Genomic DNA, 18,465 nt, shown 5'->3' on the forward strand with positions numbered 1-18,465 from the left:
CTGGGTACGAAAAGGATTAGCTGACCTAACTAGCTAGATTATGGTTTAAGGTGTTGAGCTATTTCTTCAAAATCCTGCTCAATCGCAAGGCGTGCTTTTATTTCCATCTGTCTAAACTGACTTAAAATACTTTCGCCCAAGTCCGTGAGTTTTGCCCCACCCCCATGCGTTCCACCTTTTTGAGTTTCGACCAATCCTGACTGAAAACTATGATTCATGGTTTCAACCAACTGCCATGCACGGCGGTAACTCATATTCATACTTTTTGCAGCTTGAGAAATTGAACCTGTACGGCGAATTTCTTCCAATAACTCGGCCTTACCTGGCCCAAAGGCAATGTCTTGATTGAGAAGTATTCTGAGCTGTAATTTTAATTTAACGTCCTGCATACATTCACTCAAATAAAGACCTGTCATCAAAGCAGATGACCTAAAGAAAAACCTTTTACTTTTTATACAGCAAAATTTTGAATATCAAGTATATAAAACAAAACCATTACCGCGGCAAAAACTCGCTAAGGTCAAACCTGACTGCTTTGCCATATTAATCGCCATACTGGTTGGGGCTGAAATACACGCCAGCAAGGCAATATTCAGTTGAGCACACTTACGAATCAACTCATAACTGGCGCGGCTGGTCATCACGACAAAACCTTGATTTACATCATAATGATTTTCTGCAATATAACCCAATAGTTTATCTAAAGCATTGTGTCGGCCTACATCCTCAAACAAAGCCACTATTTCCCCTGCTTCAACCCATGCAGCCGCATGTGCACCACCCGTCATTTGGGTGATTTTCTGTCGGGTATTGAGTTGAGCAATGGCTTGCGGAATTTGAGCTAACCATCCCTCACAGATGGCTGTGGTAATTTGAGGTAAATCCAAATGAAGCTGCTGTAAACTTTCAATTCCACAGAGACCACAACCCGTGCGTCCAACCATCATCCGTCGATGTTGTTTGAGCGCCATAAAGGCGCGGGCAGAAATCGTCATTTCGACTTGGATTCCAAATTCCGTTTCGTGTATGTCTAAAGAATAAAGCTCTTTCAAACTCGTCAAAATACCTTCAGACAAGCTAAAGCCTTTCGCAAAAACTTCAATATCTGCTGGCGTTGCCATCATTACTGCATGAGAAATCCCATTATAAACCAAGGCAATAGGATATTCTTGCACCACAAAATCAGATTGTTCAACAGCTCTATTTTCACTTAAACGCTGGATATCAACAGTTTCATACCCCAGAGAACTCAACTTAGACGCCCGAATATCCATAATAATTTTCCAATCTTCCCTAAACACTAAACCTTTCAATCATGCAAAAAATGACACCTGCAAATCAGGCGCCATTTCAGCATTGAATCAACTAACCTCTCGATTCACGATCTGATTGGCATCTTCAGGATCAACGGCTTGTGCCAAGTTGAAATGTTCAGGCGCTTGACCTGCATGTAAAATCACAGGCACGCTTTTCGAAGCCGGTATTTTGGCGTGTTTATCATGACTACTGAGCGCAACCAATGGATTGGTTTCCGGATAATAGGCTGCGAGGCTACCCCGTGGAATGTTATACGGTACGATACGGAAGCTTTGAACCACACGTTTAACACCATCCGAATAAATACTTTCGATATCCACCCATTGATCTGCAACAAAACCAGCCGCAGCGATATCTTCGGCATTCATAAACAATACACGGCGCTGACCAAATACCCCACGATAACGGTCATCGAGTCCATACAAGGTTGTATTGTATTGGTCATGAGAGCGTGTGGTCATTAGGGTATAGACTTTGGCCCCTGTATATTGTTCAGCGTATTGATGCTCTTTATCGGCATACACTTCAGCCAACGGCGTAATTAAAAACTGTGCCTTGCCTACAGGCGTATTCCACACATGCTGATTGGCAGGATGCTCTAAGTGAAAACCACCCGGCTGATAGACACGTGCATTAAAATCATGAAATTCATCAAATACGTCTTCAATCGAATCTCGAATACGGTCATAACTTTCTACATACCATTTCCACTTGATATCACTGTCTGGCAAGACGGCTGCCGCCATACGTGCCACAATGTCAGGCTCTGAAAGTAGATTCTTGGATGCAGGTTCATTACGCCCTGCTGAAAGATGCACATTACTCATGGAATCTTCAACACTGACGGCCTGTGGCCCATGCTGTTGCATATCAACTTCGGTACGGCCCAAACAGGGTAAAAGTAATGCCTCTTTACCACAAACCAAATGGCTACGATTCAACTTCGTTGCAATCTGTACCGTCAAATCACAACGACGTAAGCCTTCTTGTGTATACGGTGTATCTGGAGTGGCAACAGCAAAGTTACCACCTAAACCAATAAAGACTTTTACATCCCCTTCATACATGGCCTTAATGGTATCCACTACCCCAAAACCATGATGTCGTGGTGATTTGACCCCAAAGACATGATCAATACTATCTAGTAATTTTGGACTCGGTCGTTCATTAATGCCCATGGTTCGATCTCCCTGCACATTACTGTGCCCGCGAATCGGTGCTAAACCTGCCCCTGAGCGACCAATATGCCCTCTAGCCAACATTAAGTTCGCCAGCATATGTACATTCGCAGTCCCGTGTCGATGCTGTGTAATCCCCATGCCCCAACAGAAAATGGCCGTTTTAGCATCCAAATACATTTTAGCTAAAGATTCTAAATGCTCAGGGCGAAGTCCCGTATGTGCATGAATATCTGACCATGTAGTTCGATCAATTTCTTCCATCATGGCATCAAAACCGACTGTATTCATTTCGATAAAAGACCGGTCAAAAACGCTCTTTTTCCCAGCTGCCAGTGCTTGAATGTCCCACTCACGTAAATGTTTCAGCATCCCGAACATGAGTGCATAATCGCCACCCACGTTGGGTTGGAAATAATAACGACTAATGGGTGTACTGCCATTGGTCATCATCTCAACAGCTGCTTGCGGATCTTGGAAGCGCTCCAATCCACGCTCTTTGAGTGGATTGATGGCAACGATATTGCCACCACGACGCGACACTTCACGTAAAGTCCCCAGCATCCGCGGATGGTTGGTGCCTGGATTATGCCCAAAACTGAAAATCGCATCGGCGATATCAAAATCTTCTAAAGTCACTGTTCCCTTACCCAAACCAATTGAGTCACGTAAGCCAACACTGGTGGTCTCATGGCACATATTGGAACAGTCTGGAAAATTATTGGTACCATAAGCACGGACAAAGAGTTGATATAGAAACGCCGCTTCATTACTGGCACGACCAGAAGTATAAAATGCCGCTTGATCTGGATGATCCAAGGCTTGTAAATGTTTTGCGATTAAGGCAAAAGCATCATCCCATGAGATGGGCACATATTTATCGGTCGCGCTGTCATAGCGCATTGGGTCGGTTAGACGACCTGAATCTTCAAGCAAGAAATCACTTTGTTCAGACAGCCAACTGACCGTATGGGTCGCAAAAAATTCAGGTGTAACACGTTTTGATGTGGCTTCAAAAGCAACGGCTTTCGCACCGTTTTCACAAAAGTTAAAGGCATGTGCATCTTTCTTTTCAGGCCATGCACATCCTGGGCAGTCAAAACCCGTGGGTTGGTTAATATTGAGAAGCGTAATCGTACCTTTTTTGAAAACTTCCTGTCGCTTTAAGTTTCTTGCAACACTTAACAACGCACCCCATCCACCCGCAGGATTGGTATAAGGCTCTATTCGCGCATAGCTGGTTTCTTCATCGTTATGCTTTTTATCTTCAGTGTTTTCCATCTCACCGCCCTCAATATTTATCTTCGGTAAAAAGTTCTGCAATGATCAATTCACTGTTCACTTTGCTCATACTTGCAAGCGATTTGGATTGCTCATCCCTTTTTTATTGCTCTTTTCTTATTCATCATGCCTGCGTTTCTTGGCACAATTCCAAAAACACTTCTGATCAAAAATATCACCCTTTTAGTATGCAATTTCAATAGATGAATTATTACAAAAGACAATGACTTGATGGATCGTGTTCGAGGAATACCCTCTCATTTTTTGAAAATGAATGAACTAAACAGCTTCAAGACGCCGTTTGATCTTTGAAATAAAACATTTCATACTCTCGTTTATAAAAACTAAATCCTATGTAAATACGAGGTGGAGCGACTATGGACGGTTCGACGACTGCACGCTTACAACATAGGTCAGCGCAACTGATCGATCAATTTGGCCGTCATAAACATAAACTCCGAATCTCACTGACAGATCGTTGTAGTTATTGCATGGCCGATAGGCCGGAATGGTTGGCAAAAAAAGACATCTTGAGCTTTGAAGAGCTTTTAACCTTTTGTGAAATGATGGTGGGGCTAGGCATTCGGCACATCCGCTTAACAGGTGGTGAGCCTTTGATGCGTCAAGGCGTAGTCAATTTTATTGATGCTTTGAATCGGCTCAAGCCACAGGGTTTAGAACGTATTTCCATGACCAGTAATGCTTTCTATTTAAACAAGTATGCACGAGCGCTAAAAGAAGCAGGACTAGATGATCTTAATATCAGCCTCGATAGCATTCATGCAGACACGTTTATGAACATGACCAAACGTCCGATAGCACCTGTTCTCGAAGGCATTGCGGCAGCACAACAAGCCAATCTCCCGATAAAATTAAACTGTGTTTTAGTCGCAGGACAAAATGATCATGAAGTGCTTGAACTGACCCAATGGGCTTATCAACAGAAGATCGCATTACGTTTTATTGAATATATGCCTCTAGATCAACCTGAGCACTGGCAGCCTCAAAAAGTCATCACTGAAGATGACATTATCCAAACACTTAATCCTCATTTTCAGATTCAGAAACAAGCCAGACAACATGACCCTGCAACCATTTATCTGCTTAATGATCAGTACACATTAGGCATTATTTCCACCATCAGCAAACCCTTCTGTCAAAGCTGTGACCGTTTACGTATCACTGCAACGGGAGAGCTTTTTACCTGTTTATTTGCCAATATGGGAACACCGCTGCGTCATTTACTTCAACAAAAAGATTCCGCTTTATTACAAGCCCAGATTCTGAATGCGGTATGGCATAAAAAAGCAGGGTTTATTGAACATCAACATGCCCCAACACGCAAAATCAGTATGCATGCCATAGGGGGTTAATCAACTGGTTAATTTTGAGTTTGTCAGTCATTCGACTGTATCCGCATTTATTTTTGTGTTATCTAAATACGTCATAAACTTTTTCTCTTGATCGAACAGTTTCACTTTAGATCAACACTTCAATGTTTCGGAATACTTTATGAAAAACGTTGGCATGAAGCCAGAAAGCTATCGCGTTGCAACTGCAAGCTCTGAACTGCTTGCCCCTGCACATTGTTTACAACTTCTTGCCGACGGCAATACAGAAAAAGGTGATGCTCTCAAAACAGCCCGCATTGCTGGGATTTTAGCCGCAAAACGTACTGATGAACTGATTCCGCTGTGTCACCCCCTGCCTATTTACCGTGCCGATGTCGATTTTGAACTGCTTGTCGACCGTGTGGTTATTCGTGCAACCGTTGAAACGATTGGGCCAACAGGTGTAGAAATGGAAGCGTTGACCGCTGCCAGTATTGCGGCCCTCACCATTTACGACATGCTCAAACCCCATTGCGAACCGCATGAGTTGATCATTCAGCAATGTAAACTCGATCTGAAAAAAGGTGGAAAATCACACTTTAAACGTCATTTGCGTCAGCCTGTTTCTGCGGCAGTATTGGTTCTATCAGATACCGTTGCCGCAGGTCGTAAACCCGATACTGCTGGCCGCTCCGTCGTCGAGACCTTAACCGAAGCTGGTTTTGATCCAATTCATTATCAAATTTTACCTGACGAAGCCGATCAGTTAAAAGCATTGGTCTTAGAGCTCACTCAATCTTATGCCTGCATTATTACGGTAGGCGGAACAGGCATCGGCAAACGTGACATTACAGTAGACACACTTGAGCCTTTACTTGAACGTGAGCTCAATGGCCTGATGGAAGCCGCACGTGCTTTCGGACAAAAACGTACCCCTTATGCTGCGATGTCACGTGGCGTTGCAGGTTTTATCGACCGTTCATTGGTGATTACCCTTCCGGGCAGCCGTGGTGGTGCAAGTGAATCTATGGCAGCCATTTTACCTGCTTTGGTCCATATTTTTGATGTCTGCCGTGATCTACCTCATCCAGGAGGCTATGAATGAGTTGCTCTGGCGTTGGTTTAATTACACTCGATCAAGCTCTTGAACACTATAGCACCGTCCAAACATTGCCTGTCGTTACTTTGCCTTTAGTACAAGCACATCGACATGTTTTAGCGGCAGATGTTTTATCAACAGTTGCCTTGCCTCTATTTACCCAAAGTGCGGTTGACGGCTATGCGCTGCGCTCTGAAGACTTACAAGCAGGAATTACTAGTTTTGAATTGGTTGGTGAAATTCGTGCAGGTATTGAAGAACATATTGAGATTCAAACAGGACAAACCGTTCGTATTTTTACTGGGGGCAAACTGCCAAGCTCAGCAGATACTGTGGCTCGACAGGAAATTATCACGCGTAGCCATAAGCAAGCGACTCTAACTCAAGCTTTGGATAAAGGAGCAGACATTCGTTATCAAGGTGAGGAGTTATCCATCGGGACAACACTTGCGCAACAAGGCCAGCATTTAGGCAGCGGTTTAGTTGCGGCACTCAGTATGGCGGGGGTTCAGGATGTCGAGGTTTATCGCCAACCTAAAATTGCAGTGCTTATTACTGGTGATGAAGTCAGTACGCAACTGGACAATCAATCTAAAGTGTTCGATGCCAATGCCCCAATGGTCCGTACTTGGCTTAAAGAACACGGTTTTGCTGAAGTGCATTTAGAGCATGTGATTGATGATGAGAAGATACTCACACAAGCGCTCTCGAATGTCATGAATCATTATGATGTAGTCATTACTACAGGCGGTGTTTCGGTAGGCGATTATGACTTGATTCGACCTGTTTCAATGGCTTTAGGTGCCAAAGAGATTTTCTGGCAAGTTGCACAAAAACCGGGTAAACCACTATATTTTGCTGAATATCAGACAGACTATCATCATTCTTATTTGATTGGTTTGCCTGGGAACCCTGCTGCTGTGCTCACCTGTCTTGCTGTACATGTATCGACATTATTGGCGGCTTTACAGGGGGTTACGTGTCCTGCACCCGCGTGGAAAAAAGCTCGCTTCAACGACAGCATTAAACAAGACAGCCGTGAGCAACTGGTTCGCATGGTATTAGATGTCAACGAATTTGGACAATTAACCGTTTCCAAACTCGGCAAACAACAATCCCACATGCTCAGTAATTTAAATCGAGCCAATAGTATAGTTCGAATCCCTGCTCGATCTGATGCCCCTGTAACATTGGACTATGTCGATTTCATCTCGATCTAAGAACATAGATTGGATAGTGATATCAACCAAATACTTTTTTGCACACGGTCTAAGGCTTGGACAGCTTTGTCTTAGACCGTACATCTCAATATTGAACGATCGTTATTGCTCCCCCTATACACGGATGTTAGGTCAAAATCATGCAAAACTACCCAGCAACAGCACTGGTGATTTTAGCGGGTGGTAAAGCCACACGAATGAATGGGGTCAATAAGCTTTTGCAAAGATTTGACCATGAAATCCAGTTGTTAAAAATATATTCAGCTTTTGATGGAAAAGTTCAGGACATATGGATCAATAGTCATCGCGATTATGCGCAATATAGTGAGTTGATTCCTGATATTCGCTGTTTCAAAGATAATAGCGCCGGTTTTTTAGGGCCTTTAATCGGTATGCAAACAGCATGGTCATATGTGCAGGCTGATTATATTTTATTTATCCCGTGTGATATTACCAACATTCCACAAGATATATTGCAACGCCTCCATCACACATTAGAACAACATCCGCGCTCTTCTGTTGTCTACCTGAATATCAATGGACAAGCGCTCTACCCTTTTTGTTTGTTAAAACGCAATAGTCTAGAAACCTTAAATAAACATTTGCACCAACAACAATTCAGTTTAAAACGCTGTTTCAACAATCTATCGCCACAAATAGTAGATATTCAAAACTCACGTTTGACTTACCACAGCCTCAATTCATTTGAAGAAGTGCATGATTACCAAAATTCATTAGACTCTTAGTCGAGTCATATCATTCAAACCGTTCTGTCATAGATAGAAATAGCCACATCTATAAGAAAAATAGTGTTTTATTTGTCTGTAAAAACTGACTTTTCCATTTTAATGATCAAATTAAATAATGCTAAAGTGAATTAATAAGTATTCAATAAATTGAAGTCAGCAACCTATTTTTTAAATCCGTTTTGACAGAGGCGACATGCAGGACATTCATATCAAAATCGAGGCTTATGGTGCAATTGAAAAGCATCTTCCTGCTGAACTTAGCCTGAGCTGTGTGCCGAACAGTCTGGTTGCTGATGTACTCGATGAAATAAAAATACGTTATCCATCTGCTTCTGACCTACTTGAGCGCTGTGCTTGTGCGATTGGTGAAGATATTGTGGCGCGTCAAAGTCGATTAGTACAAGATAGCACCTTGGTATTACTTTCACCCGTTGCCGGAGGCTAAGATGTTAGAGTTTGCTCGTATTCAAGATACTGCTCTCAATTTAGAGGATTTTGACGGCATTCAAGCATTTCCTGAATGCGGCGGAACAGGTATTTTTATTGGTACGGTTCGAAACCATCATGAAGGACGCACGGTTCAGGCACTGAAATATACATCTTATGCACCTGTTGCCGAAAAGATGATAAGAACGATTGAACAAGAGATACAAGAAAAATATGCGCTTCGCTATGTTCGGGTTGTACATCGGATTGGTACATTAGACATTGGTGATAAAGCTATTATTGCCATTGCGTATGCTCCACATCGCCGAGAAGCATTTCAGGCCTGTGAAGAAGCGGTTGAGCGTGTTAAACATGAAGTGCCGGTTTGGAAAGAAGAGTTTTATACCGATGGAAGCAGCCAATATGTTGCAGGCTGCTGTATTCGCCAAGACTATGATGAAAAGCATGAACAACACCATCATCACTAGAAATACTTGTATCCATTGATACTAAAAATCAATGAAACTCTTTAAACAAAAATAATGGGAAGTCATTTACCACCATCTTCAAGTTTAGTTTTTCCAGTCAGTCCAAAGCCCTCTTCTACTTTGAGCTTTGGATTCAGACGGCATTATTATGTCTTGATATTATGAAGCACTTTTTGATTTATAACCAACGAGCATCTTTTCTTTCAATTTTTCAATATCTTCATCCGATAAGCCCAAACCTTCTGTCGCATACTTATCAATACTGCCATACACTTTGATGACTTCATCGAATTGTGCTTTAAAGAATTCTTCACGCACATCAAGAACTGGTCGATATATATTAGCGGCTACTTCACCTTGGGTGCTGACCATGTATTGATACGTTGCATTGACACGGTCTGCGGTATACGCATTTGTTAAAAGATAGTCTTGTAAGACATCGTCATACTTCATGCCGACCAATAACTGAATCACAGCAGTAACCCATCCCGTACGATCCTTGCCTGCTGTGCAATGATAAAGCTGAACACCATCTGTATAAATTAAACTATTAATCACTACTCCGAAACGTAATTGAGTGCCTTTATCATGCGCAGCCATATTCGCCATTGAGCTATTAAAAAAATTGATCATATCTTCAGCTGTCGCAATCCCTTTCGGTAGATCGCTCTCTTTTGAACCAGCAATATTTACCATCATAATATTGGTATCGGGACTCAAAATGTCTGGGCTTTTTTTCTCTTTCGGAATTGGTTCGCAGATCATAGACGGTCTTAATTTCCAATGTTTTAAAGGTTTCTAAGTCTGTTTCATTTAATGGTAAATAGTTCGATCGATAAATCACGCCCCGTCTTAATTTCAAACCATCAACGTTAGCATAGTTCGTTGACATGCTATTTCCTGCAATATCACGAAAGTTGTCTGCTGTTTCAATTTCAGGCGTATCTGCCAAATATAAACTCGGATCATCCGTAGTATTTGCGGGATTATCAACGGCGGTGTTATTAGAGTTATTCGCATTGCTTGATGAGTTCGAATAACTGCTTTCCTCACCACATCCTGTAAGGATAATCGTTCCTACAAGTAATGGGACGAATAAAATTTTTTTAAGACAAGAAACTAAAAGGCTTTGTTTGGTACTGACGTCCATGGTCTTTTACACATCTAATTTACGGAAGTCATATTATTGTTAGAGCACATTACATTTACATGAATAATCAATAATAAAATAAAAGCCAATATATTAATTTTTATGGTATTTATCTCAAAATAAAATCACATTCGTGTCATAAATCACAATTTAAAACACATCAACCCACGTAAGTAACCGGATGGAATAATTTAATTATTTTGTCATTTTTTTATGATAATCAAATGCTGCGCTGAACACGATTTGTTATAGCTAGACCAGTACTAAGCACATTGTCTTATCAGTTCATGTAATTGCATCAATCAATACTAAAATTTTGCCCATATCTAAAAATACACGAGCTTCCATATGCTAACGCATGCACTAAATTTTTAATATTTTGCCTTGGAAAATAAAATTTTCTAAGCTATAGGCGTAAAAAAACTGATGACATTTGAATAACTTACTTCATAAAGATTAAAACCTGATTCAAACCAATTACTTGTTCTATATAAATTCGATCAATTTACGTCATCTACGATAACAGAGTCGCCATGATTAGTTACAACATTTAGATTTATTGCAAATAGCTAGTGTCGCCATAGAGCAACAATAAACATTTAAATTGTTGCAAGAAATATAACGAAGGTAGCTTTGAGTGAAATGAAAATAGAGCTTAAAACTGTATTTTTAATATATTTAAGATAGCTTCGGAAAGGAAAATAAAAAATGGTGCGCTCAGCGGGACTCGAACCCACGCCACAGGCTTCGGAGACCTGTACTCTATCCAGTTGAGCTATGAGCGCGCGAGCACATCATATCAAAAAAAATCACAAGGTAAAGCATCTATATAGCTTAGAGTGATTTTCCTGCTTATGCTTTATACAATGTTCCATATCTGCAACACAGAATTGCGAGTAGATTACTTGGTTTATTAGGCATAATCGCTCACAATAGTGCCACTATTAATCATTCGAGAATTTCATGACTGATGCATTGACGTTAAGAGATTTGTCCAAAACCTATAAAAATGGGTTTCAGGCTTTAAAAGGCATCGATTTAACTGTTCCTGAAGGCGAGTTCTATGCCCTTCTTGGACCAAATGGTGCAGGCAAATCTACAACGATTGGTATTATCAGCTCATTGACCAAGAAAACCTCAGGCACTGTCGAAATTTTTGGATATAATCTCGACACACACCCCTCTCAAGCTAAACAATGCTTAGGAGTTGTACCTCAAGAGTTTAACTTCGGTCAGTTTGAAAAAACCTTCGATATTTTAGTCACACAAGCGGGCTATTATGGTATTCCTAAAAAAATTGCGGAAGTTCGTGCTGAAGAATATTTAGAAAAACTCGGCTTATGGGAAAAACGCGGTGTTCAAGCCCGTATGCTTTCAGGCGGTATGAAACGTCGCCTGATGATTGCCCGTGCCATGATGCATGAACCGAAACTCCTTATTTTAGATGAACCCACAGCAGGGGTTGATATTGAGCTACGTCGTTCGATGTGGGACTTCCTCACAGAAATGAACAATAAAGGCACATCGATCATTTTAACCACACACTATTTAGAAGAAGCGGAAATGCTGTGTCGTCGAATTGCCATTATTGACCGTGGTGTCATTAAAGAAGACACCAGCATGAAAAATTTCCTCAATCAACTCAATGAGGAAACCTTTATTTTTGATTTGGCCGCACCGATTGAACCGATTCATATCGACATCATTGGGGTTCGTTTCCATTTAGTCGATACCGTGACTTTAGAAGTGACTATGGATAGAGCGCATACTCTCAATGACTTATTTCAATTGCTCGAATCGCAAGGAATCCAAGTTCGTAGTATGCGGAACAAATCTAACCGTTTAGAAGAACTGTTTGTGAAGATGGTCGAAAAAAATCTCGAAGGAACTACGCCATGAACTTAAATCAACTTAGCGTAGCTTTATATACTCTGGTGCATAAAGAAATTCGCCGCTTTATGCGCATCTGGCCGCAAACCTTACTTCCACCTGCCATTACCATGAGTTTGTACTTTGTGATTTTTGGTAATTTGGTCGGCTCTCGTATTGGTGAGATGGGCGGTTTTAGCTATATGCAGTTCATCGTGCCTGGACTAATTATGATGGCTGTGATTACCAACAGTTATGCTAACGTTTCTTCGAGCTTTTTTAGTGCCAAATTTCAAAAAAGTATTGAAGAGCTGATCATGAGTCCTGTACCTTTGCATGCCATTTTATGGGGCTTTGTCTTAGGTGGTGTCTGTCGCGGGGTCTTGGTCGGTATCATTGTGACAGCCATGAGTTTATTTTTTACTGACCTTTATATTACCAATTGGTTTGTTACCATTTACACCGTCTTGGTCACCTCGTTCTTATTTTCACTGGGTGGTTTTATCAATGCGGTGTATGCCAAATCTTTTGATGATATCTCCATCATCCCAACCTTTGTGCTGACTCCTTTAACTTATTTAGGTGGCGTATTTTATGCCATTTCAGCACTCAGCCCTTTTTGGCAAAATTTATCGTTGATCAATCCGATTGTATATATGGTCAATGCTTTTCGTTTCGGTATCTTAGGTCATAGCGATGTTAACGTCGTCGTCTCCCTATCTGTTATGACCATATGCTGTGCAGTGCTTTATGGCATTGCTTACTATTTACTTTCTCGTGGTTCAGGAATGCGTGAATAATGAGTGTAGAACATTCTCTTTTGGGTAAAGACACCAATTACCCTACAACTTATCAACCCGATATTCTTTTTCCTATTGCTCGTGCTACAGCACGTGAGCACTATGCGCATGTTGAAGGTATTCAACAAGGTAAAGACTGGTGGCATGTTTTTGAAATTTCTTGGTTAAATCACCATGGTGTTCCGCAAGTTGCCATTGGTCGCATCAGCCTGCCGGCCACCTCGCCCAACCTCATTGAGTCAAAGTCATTAAAACTTTACTTTAATAGCATGAACTTTACTCAGTTTGAGTCTAAAGCTGCGTTTAAAGCAACGGTTGAACAGGATTTATCGGCGGCGGCTGGCGCAGATGTCCAGATTGATCTTTTTCATGTCGATGATGTGGAAATTAGTCAACCTGAAGGTATCTGTATTGATGAACTGACTCCGACCCAATTGGAAAATCATCCCAATGCAAATCTATTGACATTAGATGACGCTGCGGAAGATGTTGAAGTACAGATTTACTCGCATTTACTCAGAAGTAACTGTCCAGTCACTGGACAACCTGATTGGGGTACGGTATTTATTCGATATAAAGGTAAAAAGCCTTGTTATAACAGCATACTGGCTTATATTATCTCTTACCGTCAGCACAACGGTTTCCACGAACAATGTGTGGAACAAATATTTGCCGATATTTGGCAAAATTTGAAACCTGAAAAACTGATGGTGTACGCAGCTTATACACGTCGTGGTGGTTTAGACATTAACCCTTGTCGTGTGTCAGATGTGTCATGGATGCCCCGCCCAATTCGATTGGCGCGACAATAAAATAAAGAACATTGAGGTTAATACACGATGCCATTTTTTGGTTTTATTCCATCGACTGAACTTTTACAGACTATTCAAACTGCTCAGCAGAAGAAAGACTCAAGTGAGCCTTTATATCCACTTCGAGATAAAACAGCACTACTCATCAATGATGAAATTATTGATGCCATTTTGACTGAGTTAGTACGTCGTTTCCCACCGAGTGATAAACGAGACACAGCCGAGAAACTGGCTGGCTATATTAAGTCAACAGTTGCGGTTCTGTTGAAGCAGCTTTTAGGCAAATCATCGAATGATGTGGTTCAAGCATCGATTCAGTTTTCTGAAAAAAGCTTGTTTAAAGATGCTGAAAGTCAGTTCCGTGTAGGTGAAGCGTTAGATGCAAGCTTAGTGACCAGCCTCAAATATAACTATGCTGAAATTAAAGCAGGCAATGAAGTAGATAAAGCCGCGTTAACCGAACTGTATAAACAGTTTGCTGAAGCGACTGTACGCCACTTCATGAATGACTTTAATAAAACCCTCGATTTGGGCATGATTAAGCGTAAAGCGGCCGATATCGGTTCTGCAGCTGTCATTAAAGCAGTGCATATTGCTGCCAATAAAATCATCCCCAATTTAACCAAAGATGAACTTTTAGCTTTAGCTGAATATCACGACACCTTATTTCATGCTTAAGTACTAAAAGTCTTCGAGACTTTTCAGATCAAAATGACTCTACTTGTGTAGGGTCATTTTGGTTTCTAAGCTGTGATTTCTTGCTCTTTATATAAAGTCCATATATAAGCTGAGACCAGATCTTTTTGTCATTGTCACTAGACCCTAAATACTACAATTTTAATTGCCTCTATATAAGGAGGACTTTTTATATCAGTCAGTAAAACTTGACTTACATAGTCACGTAAATATTCTGCCTGAAAAAATGTACCATTTTGATTGATCTGTCCTTTATATAGACTGAGTTTGTCTTTTTTTGTATACCTATTTGCCCGCTTCAGTACAGACAATGTTATCTTAAAGCCTACTCACGCTAGACTCCGTTCACAAGAATTTCGACATAACAGAAACGCGAACTATGGGCATTCCCCTATTCGCTTTGCTCCACTGCCAATAACGACTCTGGAAATTAGACTTCTATGTTAAATTTAAACTTTTATAACAAAGTTAAACGTTTACCTTTATTGATTGGCGCTTTGTCGATCACCAGTTTTTGCCAAGCCAACGATTTCGCTTCTCATCCTGACTATTACAGCTTTAAACAAAAAACCATGCAAAATTATGGTCTGTCTGCTGAACAAGTTGATTGGGCGATGAATGGTTCTAAAAATGTACCCAACATCATCAACATTATGAACCGCCCTGGTGAAAGTAAACCGTGGTACGAATATAAAACCAACTTTATGGCAGAAAGCACCATTCAACGAGGTGTCCGTTTTAAAGCCCAATATGCAGATACTTTAAACCGCGCCGAACAACAATTTGGTGTACCGCAATCAGTCATTCTTGGCATTTTAGGGGTAGAAACAGGTTTTGGGACGAACAAAGGTAATTTTGTCACCCGTGATGCTTTAGCAACTTTAGGTTTTGGTTATGAACGTCGTAAGCAATATTTCCAAGATGAACTCAGTGCTTTAATCGCATGGAGCTATAAAGATGGCGTGCCAACCAACTCGGTTGTAGGTTCGTATGCAGGCGCTGTGGGCTATCCACAATTTATGCCTAGCAATATTCCAAAGTTTGGTGTGGATTATGACGGCAATGGCCATGTCGATTTACGCAATTCAGCTGTCGATGCCATCGGCTCGATTGCCAACTATTTAGCAAATCATGGCTGGCAACGTAATCAGCCAATTGGATTCGCAGCACGCTATAGTGGCTCAAATCCTGAAGCGGTCATTGCTAAAGATTTAACTTTACCGACGCCTTATGGTGTTTTAAAAAATCAGGGCATTCAACCGACCAATCCGATTGTCAAAATCGATGATTTAGATATGGTGAATGTGATCCAACTACAGGAAAATTATGGGCAAAGTTATTACATCACTTACCCTAACTTTCAAGTGATTACGACCTATAACAAGAGCCGTATGTATGCGACTGCAGTGTGGCAATTAGGGGCTGAAATTGCTAGCCGATAGGGCTAGCTTTTTACTCAAGCTTGAGATGTCAATAAAAAAATATTTAAAAATGATGTAAATTTCGGCATTTTTCATACCTTGTTACAATATTGATTATTTTTTAATCAAAAAATGTTCGGTTTATGTAGTTTTTATCATTATTTTAATTAAACACTAGACATGCTTATGACTGCATGAATATTATCCATTTCGTCAAATGTTGTTGCAAAAGTGAATTAACAGGCAAGTTTTTTTATCTTTCAACCACTTAGTTTAAAGAAAAAAGTATTGTCTTTTGGAGTTTATAAATGCAGTCTTCGCTTAAATATATACTGGCCATTGCCTCGACCATCGCGCTGAGCCAATCGCAAGCAGAGATGGTTCAGTCATCATTTACCAATGATAATGATAACTCTCGCCTAGCTGCGCGTGTCTTGAATAAAGATGCTCAAGGCTTCAACTCACACTTCTCAAATTTAAATAGCCTTTCAATCACTGAACGTTCAGGCGATAAGATTCGTCGCGAAACAATCGCTGCAAAAATTGAGATCCCTGAAGAAGAGCCTTCAGTGATTGAAAAGTTAAATACTGTTGCATCAAATACAGTACGTAAGTTTAGTCAAACGGGCATGGCGTCTTGGTATGGTCGTCAGTTCCACGGTCGTAAAACAGCAAGCGGTGAAACATTCGATATGAATGCATTAACTGCAGCTCACCGTAGCTTGCCGCTAAACTGCTTTATTCGTGTAACGAATAAAACCAATGGTAAAAGTGTTGTGGTTAAAGTAAATGACCGCGGCCCATTCCACGGTAACCGTGTACTTGATCTTTCTTATGGTGCTGCGAAGCAACTGGGTATTACCAATGCAGGTACTGCGAAAGTCAGCATTGAACGTATTGATGGACCAAACTCTTAAGATTCTTTCCTACAGCATGCATTTGACAGCAAAGCCACAGTAATGTGGCTTTTTTTATTGTCCTATCTTTGCCTAATGTTTTACACAACCGTAAACAGCTCGATCCCCATCATTTGATCCCTCCCAGATGCTTAGTTTGAATAAGATGCGAAATCTAATCGATCCGATTTTTTTGAAGCGAGTGCTCTCACATTTTTACAGCGGTGGAAGACTAGCAAAATTAAATATTTTCTCGGCTCATTCTTATCTGATCAAAGCCAATTTTTCTGCCTACCCTGAACTGTAGTTTTATGCATTCTTCAAATTAGAATGATTTTATGAATTACCTAGTAAATTAAGCGCCATTTTTGCGATATTAGATTCACTAGTGCCCTGTTTGTTTTTGTATAATTAGGGCAGTTTTATGAACCAAAACTAAAAAGAAAACCTTCTTATTTCTTCAAAGTTCTCAAACCCCGCCTCATTTGCTCTATTTTCAATTTTTTTAGTTACCCAATCGAAGCTACGCCAATTTGATAGACATAGTAAAAATCGCAAATAGTGAGCATCTAGAACAATACAAATTTAAAAGCAATGAAAAAGATCGGGCTCTCACACTTTTTCATGCTTTTTTCGGTCTTTTATGGGCCTATTTGCTAATGAAATGCTAGAAATCGAATAACAGATTCAGACCGTAAAAAAATCCTAAACTCAGCAAAATACTGAGCAATAATTTTCTCGTCAAAAGAGTGATTAACAACGTAAAAATTGCCCCATAAAAATAACTATTTTGAAGTATCCCTTTCCAGTGCCCGCCTTCAAAAAAAACCAGTGGCAAACAAATCGAAATCATCAGACAAGGTGCCGCATATTTCAGCATGCGTGTCGCAAATTTAGGCAGCCGAATTTGAGTTTTAGGCTCTAAAAATAAATACCGATTAAAAAAGGTCACACAGGTCAAACTCAAAACAAATAACCAGGTCATGTTTTAGTCCTCTGCTTGATTAAAGAGCGCAGCAACCCACATCCCACTAAATCCAGCCAGCAAAATAGCTGATCCAAGCTCGAACCAACTCAAAATCAGCACCATGATCGATGAACTCACCACGCCATAAATTGCGGCCTTATTTTGAATCAGCAACACCGCCATAACCAAGAACACCACCACAATTGAAAATTCTAAGTGGAGAGTTGAAAGATCAGGTACTTTATTTGCAAGCAAAATACCCATTAGACTAAACAACACCCAACTGACATAAAAGCTGAATCCTGCACCCAACATATAGGCATAAGACGGCTTTTCCTTCAGCATCGCGGTGGCGTAGAGTTCATCGGTCAGCAAAAAGCCAATGCTCAGTCTTCTTTTGAGTGACCATGGCTTTACCTCTTCTCTTAGACTCAGTGCATAAATAAAGTGCTGGCTGGTTAGAAAAAACACGGTGATCAGAATACTCAGTAAAGATGCACCCGTCATGAGCATGCTCAAACTGACCAATTGTGCCGCACCTGCAAACACTAACGCCGACATGCCTACAGCTTGCATGACACTCAGACCCGCATTAATCGCTGCTGAGCCTGCCAATATTCCCCATGGAATAACGGCGATTGAAAGCGGCAACATCTCCTGTACGCCACGGAAAAAGCTTAAACTTTTTTGTTGGATCAATTGCGACTGCACAGCAGACTCCATTTTTCAATTCGCTAGAGTCAATATGCGGCATACCTTAGATGG

Annotated in this window: 18 protein-coding genes, 1 tRNA gene and 1 pseudogene; 12 read left to right on the forward strand and 8 right to left on the reverse strand. The window is 40.8% G+C overall.

Going from position 1 to position 18,465, the window contains the following annotated elements; translation table 11 throughout:
- Positions 1-38 precede the first annotated feature (38 nt).
- The 3 genes from F946_RS11590 to F946_RS11600 form a co-directional block, all read right to left on the reverse strand.
- Positions 39-389, reverse strand: a complete 351-nt coding sequence (locus F946_RS11590) for a winged helix-turn-helix domain-containing protein (protein ID WP_035326753.1) — start codon at positions 387-389, stop codon at positions 39-41.
- A gap of 84 nt (positions 390-473) precedes the next feature.
- Positions 474-1,274, reverse strand: a complete 801-nt coding sequence (fdhD, locus tag F946_RS11595; protein WP_004982488.1) for a formate dehydrogenase accessory sulfurtransferase FdhD — start codon at positions 1,272-1,274, stop codon at positions 474-476.
- A gap of 87 nt (positions 1,275-1,361) precedes the next feature.
- A complete protein-coding gene (locus tag F946_RS11600; RefSeq protein WP_004982490.1) occupies positions 1,362-3,776 on the reverse strand; it encodes an FdhF/YdeP family oxidoreductase in 2,415 nt (804 codons plus the stop codon).
- 377 nt (positions 3,777-4,153) lie between these two features.
- Between F946_RS11600 and moaA the strand changes: the two genes are divergently transcribed.
- From moaA to F946_RS11630, 6 genes are all read left to right on the forward strand, one after another.
- Complete coding sequence (gene moaA / locus F946_RS11605) at positions 4,154-5,149, forward strand: GTP 3',8-cyclase MoaA (RefSeq protein ID WP_004982492.1); 996 nt, start codon at positions 4,154-4,156, stop codon at positions 5,147-5,149.
- Between the two features lie 139 nt (positions 5,150-5,288).
- Complete coding sequence (moaCB, locus tag F946_RS11610) at positions 5,289-6,212, forward strand: bifunctional molybdenum cofactor biosynthesis protein MoaC/MoaB (protein ID WP_004982494.1); 924 nt, start codon at positions 5,289-5,291, stop codon at positions 6,210-6,212.
- On the forward strand, positions 6,209-7,426 hold the full coding sequence (locus tag F946_RS11615) for a molybdopterin molybdotransferase MoeA (protein ID WP_004982496.1): 1,218 nt from the start codon (positions 6,209-6,211) through the stop codon (positions 7,424-7,426). Before moaCB ends, F946_RS11615 begins: the two co-directional genes overlap by 4 nt.
- Before the next feature lie 140 nt (positions 7,427-7,566).
- On the forward strand, positions 7,567-8,172 hold the full coding sequence (locus tag F946_RS11620; protein WP_004982500.1) for a molybdenum cofactor guanylyltransferase: 606 nt from the start codon (positions 7,567-7,569) through the stop codon (positions 8,170-8,172).
- Positions 8,173-8,368: 196 nt separating this feature from the next.
- Positions 8,369-8,620, forward strand: coding sequence for a MoaD/ThiS family protein (locus tag F946_RS11625; RefSeq protein WP_004982502.1), 252 nt, complete (start codon positions 8,369-8,371; stop codon positions 8,618-8,620).
- Between the two features lies 1 nt (position 8,621).
- Positions 8,622-9,089 (forward strand): molybdenum cofactor biosynthesis protein MoaE, encoded by a 468-nt coding sequence (locus F946_RS11630; RefSeq protein ID WP_004982505.1) that lies wholly within the window; start codon positions 8,622-8,624, stop codon positions 9,087-9,089.
- 159 nt (positions 9,090-9,248) lie between these two features.
- Here the strand turns inward: F946_RS11630 and F946_RS17490 are convergent, their stop codons facing one another.
- From F946_RS17490 to F946_RS11640, 3 genes and pseudogenes are all read right to left on the reverse strand, one after another.
- A complete protein-coding gene (locus F946_RS17490; protein WP_407637081.1) occupies positions 9,249-9,851 on the reverse strand; it encodes a tyrosine-protein phosphatase in 603 nt (200 codons plus the stop codon).
- 1 nt (position 9,852) lies between these two features.
- Positions 9,853-10,239 (reverse strand): annotated as a pseudogene (locus F946_RS17560) (tyrosine-protein phosphatase); the annotation flags it as partial.
- 709 nt (positions 10,240-10,948) lie between these two features.
- Positions 10,949-11,024 (reverse strand) — tRNA-Arg (locus F946_RS11640).
- Positions 11,025-11,202: 178 nt separating this feature from the next.
- Here F946_RS11640 and F946_RS11645 point away from each other — a divergent pair.
- The 6 genes from F946_RS11645 (at position 11,203) to F946_RS11670 (ending at position 16,754) form a co-directional block, all read left to right on the forward strand.
- Positions 11,203-12,138: an ABC transporter ATP-binding protein gene (locus F946_RS11645; protein ID WP_004982512.1), complete on the forward strand. Its 936-nt coding sequence runs from the start codon at positions 11,203-11,205 to the stop codon at positions 12,136-12,138.
- Entirely contained in the window at positions 12,135-12,908 is a 774-nt protein-coding gene (locus tag F946_RS11650; RefSeq protein WP_004982514.1) for an ABC transporter permease, read from the forward strand. Before F946_RS11645 ends, F946_RS11650 begins: the two co-directional genes overlap by 4 nt.
- A complete protein-coding gene (queF, locus tag F946_RS11655) occupies positions 12,908-13,720 on the forward strand; it encodes an NADPH-dependent 7-cyano-7-deazaguanine reductase QueF (protein WP_004982515.1) in 813 nt (270 codons plus the stop codon). Before F946_RS11650 ends, queF begins: the two co-directional genes overlap by 1 nt.
- A gap of 27 nt (positions 13,721-13,747) precedes the next feature.
- Positions 13,748-14,398 carry a hypothetical protein gene (locus F946_RS11660; RefSeq protein WP_004982520.1) on the forward strand — a complete coding sequence of 217 codons (651 nt, stop codon included), beginning with the start codon at positions 13,748-13,750 and terminating at the stop codon, positions 14,396-14,398.
- Positions 14,399-14,856: 458 nt separating this feature from the next.
- Positions 14,857-15,858 (forward strand): lytic murein transglycosylase B, encoded by a 1,002-nt coding sequence (gene mltB / locus F946_RS11665; RefSeq protein ID WP_004982522.1) that lies wholly within the window; start codon positions 14,857-14,859, stop codon positions 15,856-15,858.
- A 287-nt stretch (positions 15,859-16,145) separates the two neighbouring features.
- The gene (locus F946_RS11670) at positions 16,146-16,754 is read left to right on the forward strand and encodes a septal ring lytic transglycosylase RlpA family protein (RefSeq protein WP_004695839.1); all 609 of its coding nucleotides are present in this window, start codon (positions 16,146-16,148) and stop codon (positions 16,752-16,754) included.
- Positions 16,755-17,400: 646 nt separating this feature from the next.
- Here F946_RS11670 and F946_RS11675 read toward each other — a convergent pair.
- Together F946_RS11675 and F946_RS11680 are read right to left on the reverse strand one after the other, a co-directional pair.
- Positions 17,401-17,718, reverse strand: coding sequence for an AzlD domain-containing protein (locus F946_RS11675; RefSeq protein ID WP_004982524.1), 318 nt, complete (start codon positions 17,716-17,718; stop codon positions 17,401-17,403).
- A 3-nt stretch (positions 17,719-17,721) separates the two neighbouring features.
- Complete coding sequence (locus tag F946_RS11680) at positions 17,722-18,423, reverse strand: AzlC family ABC transporter permease (RefSeq protein WP_035326754.1); 702 nt, start codon at positions 18,421-18,423, stop codon at positions 17,722-17,724.
- Positions 18,424-18,465 lie beyond the last annotated feature (42 nt).

It is taken from the genome of Acinetobacter johnsonii ANC 3681, assembly GCF_000368805.1.
Taxonomy (GTDB): Bacteria; Pseudomonadota; Gammaproteobacteria; order Pseudomonadales; family Moraxellaceae; genus Acinetobacter; species Acinetobacter johnsonii.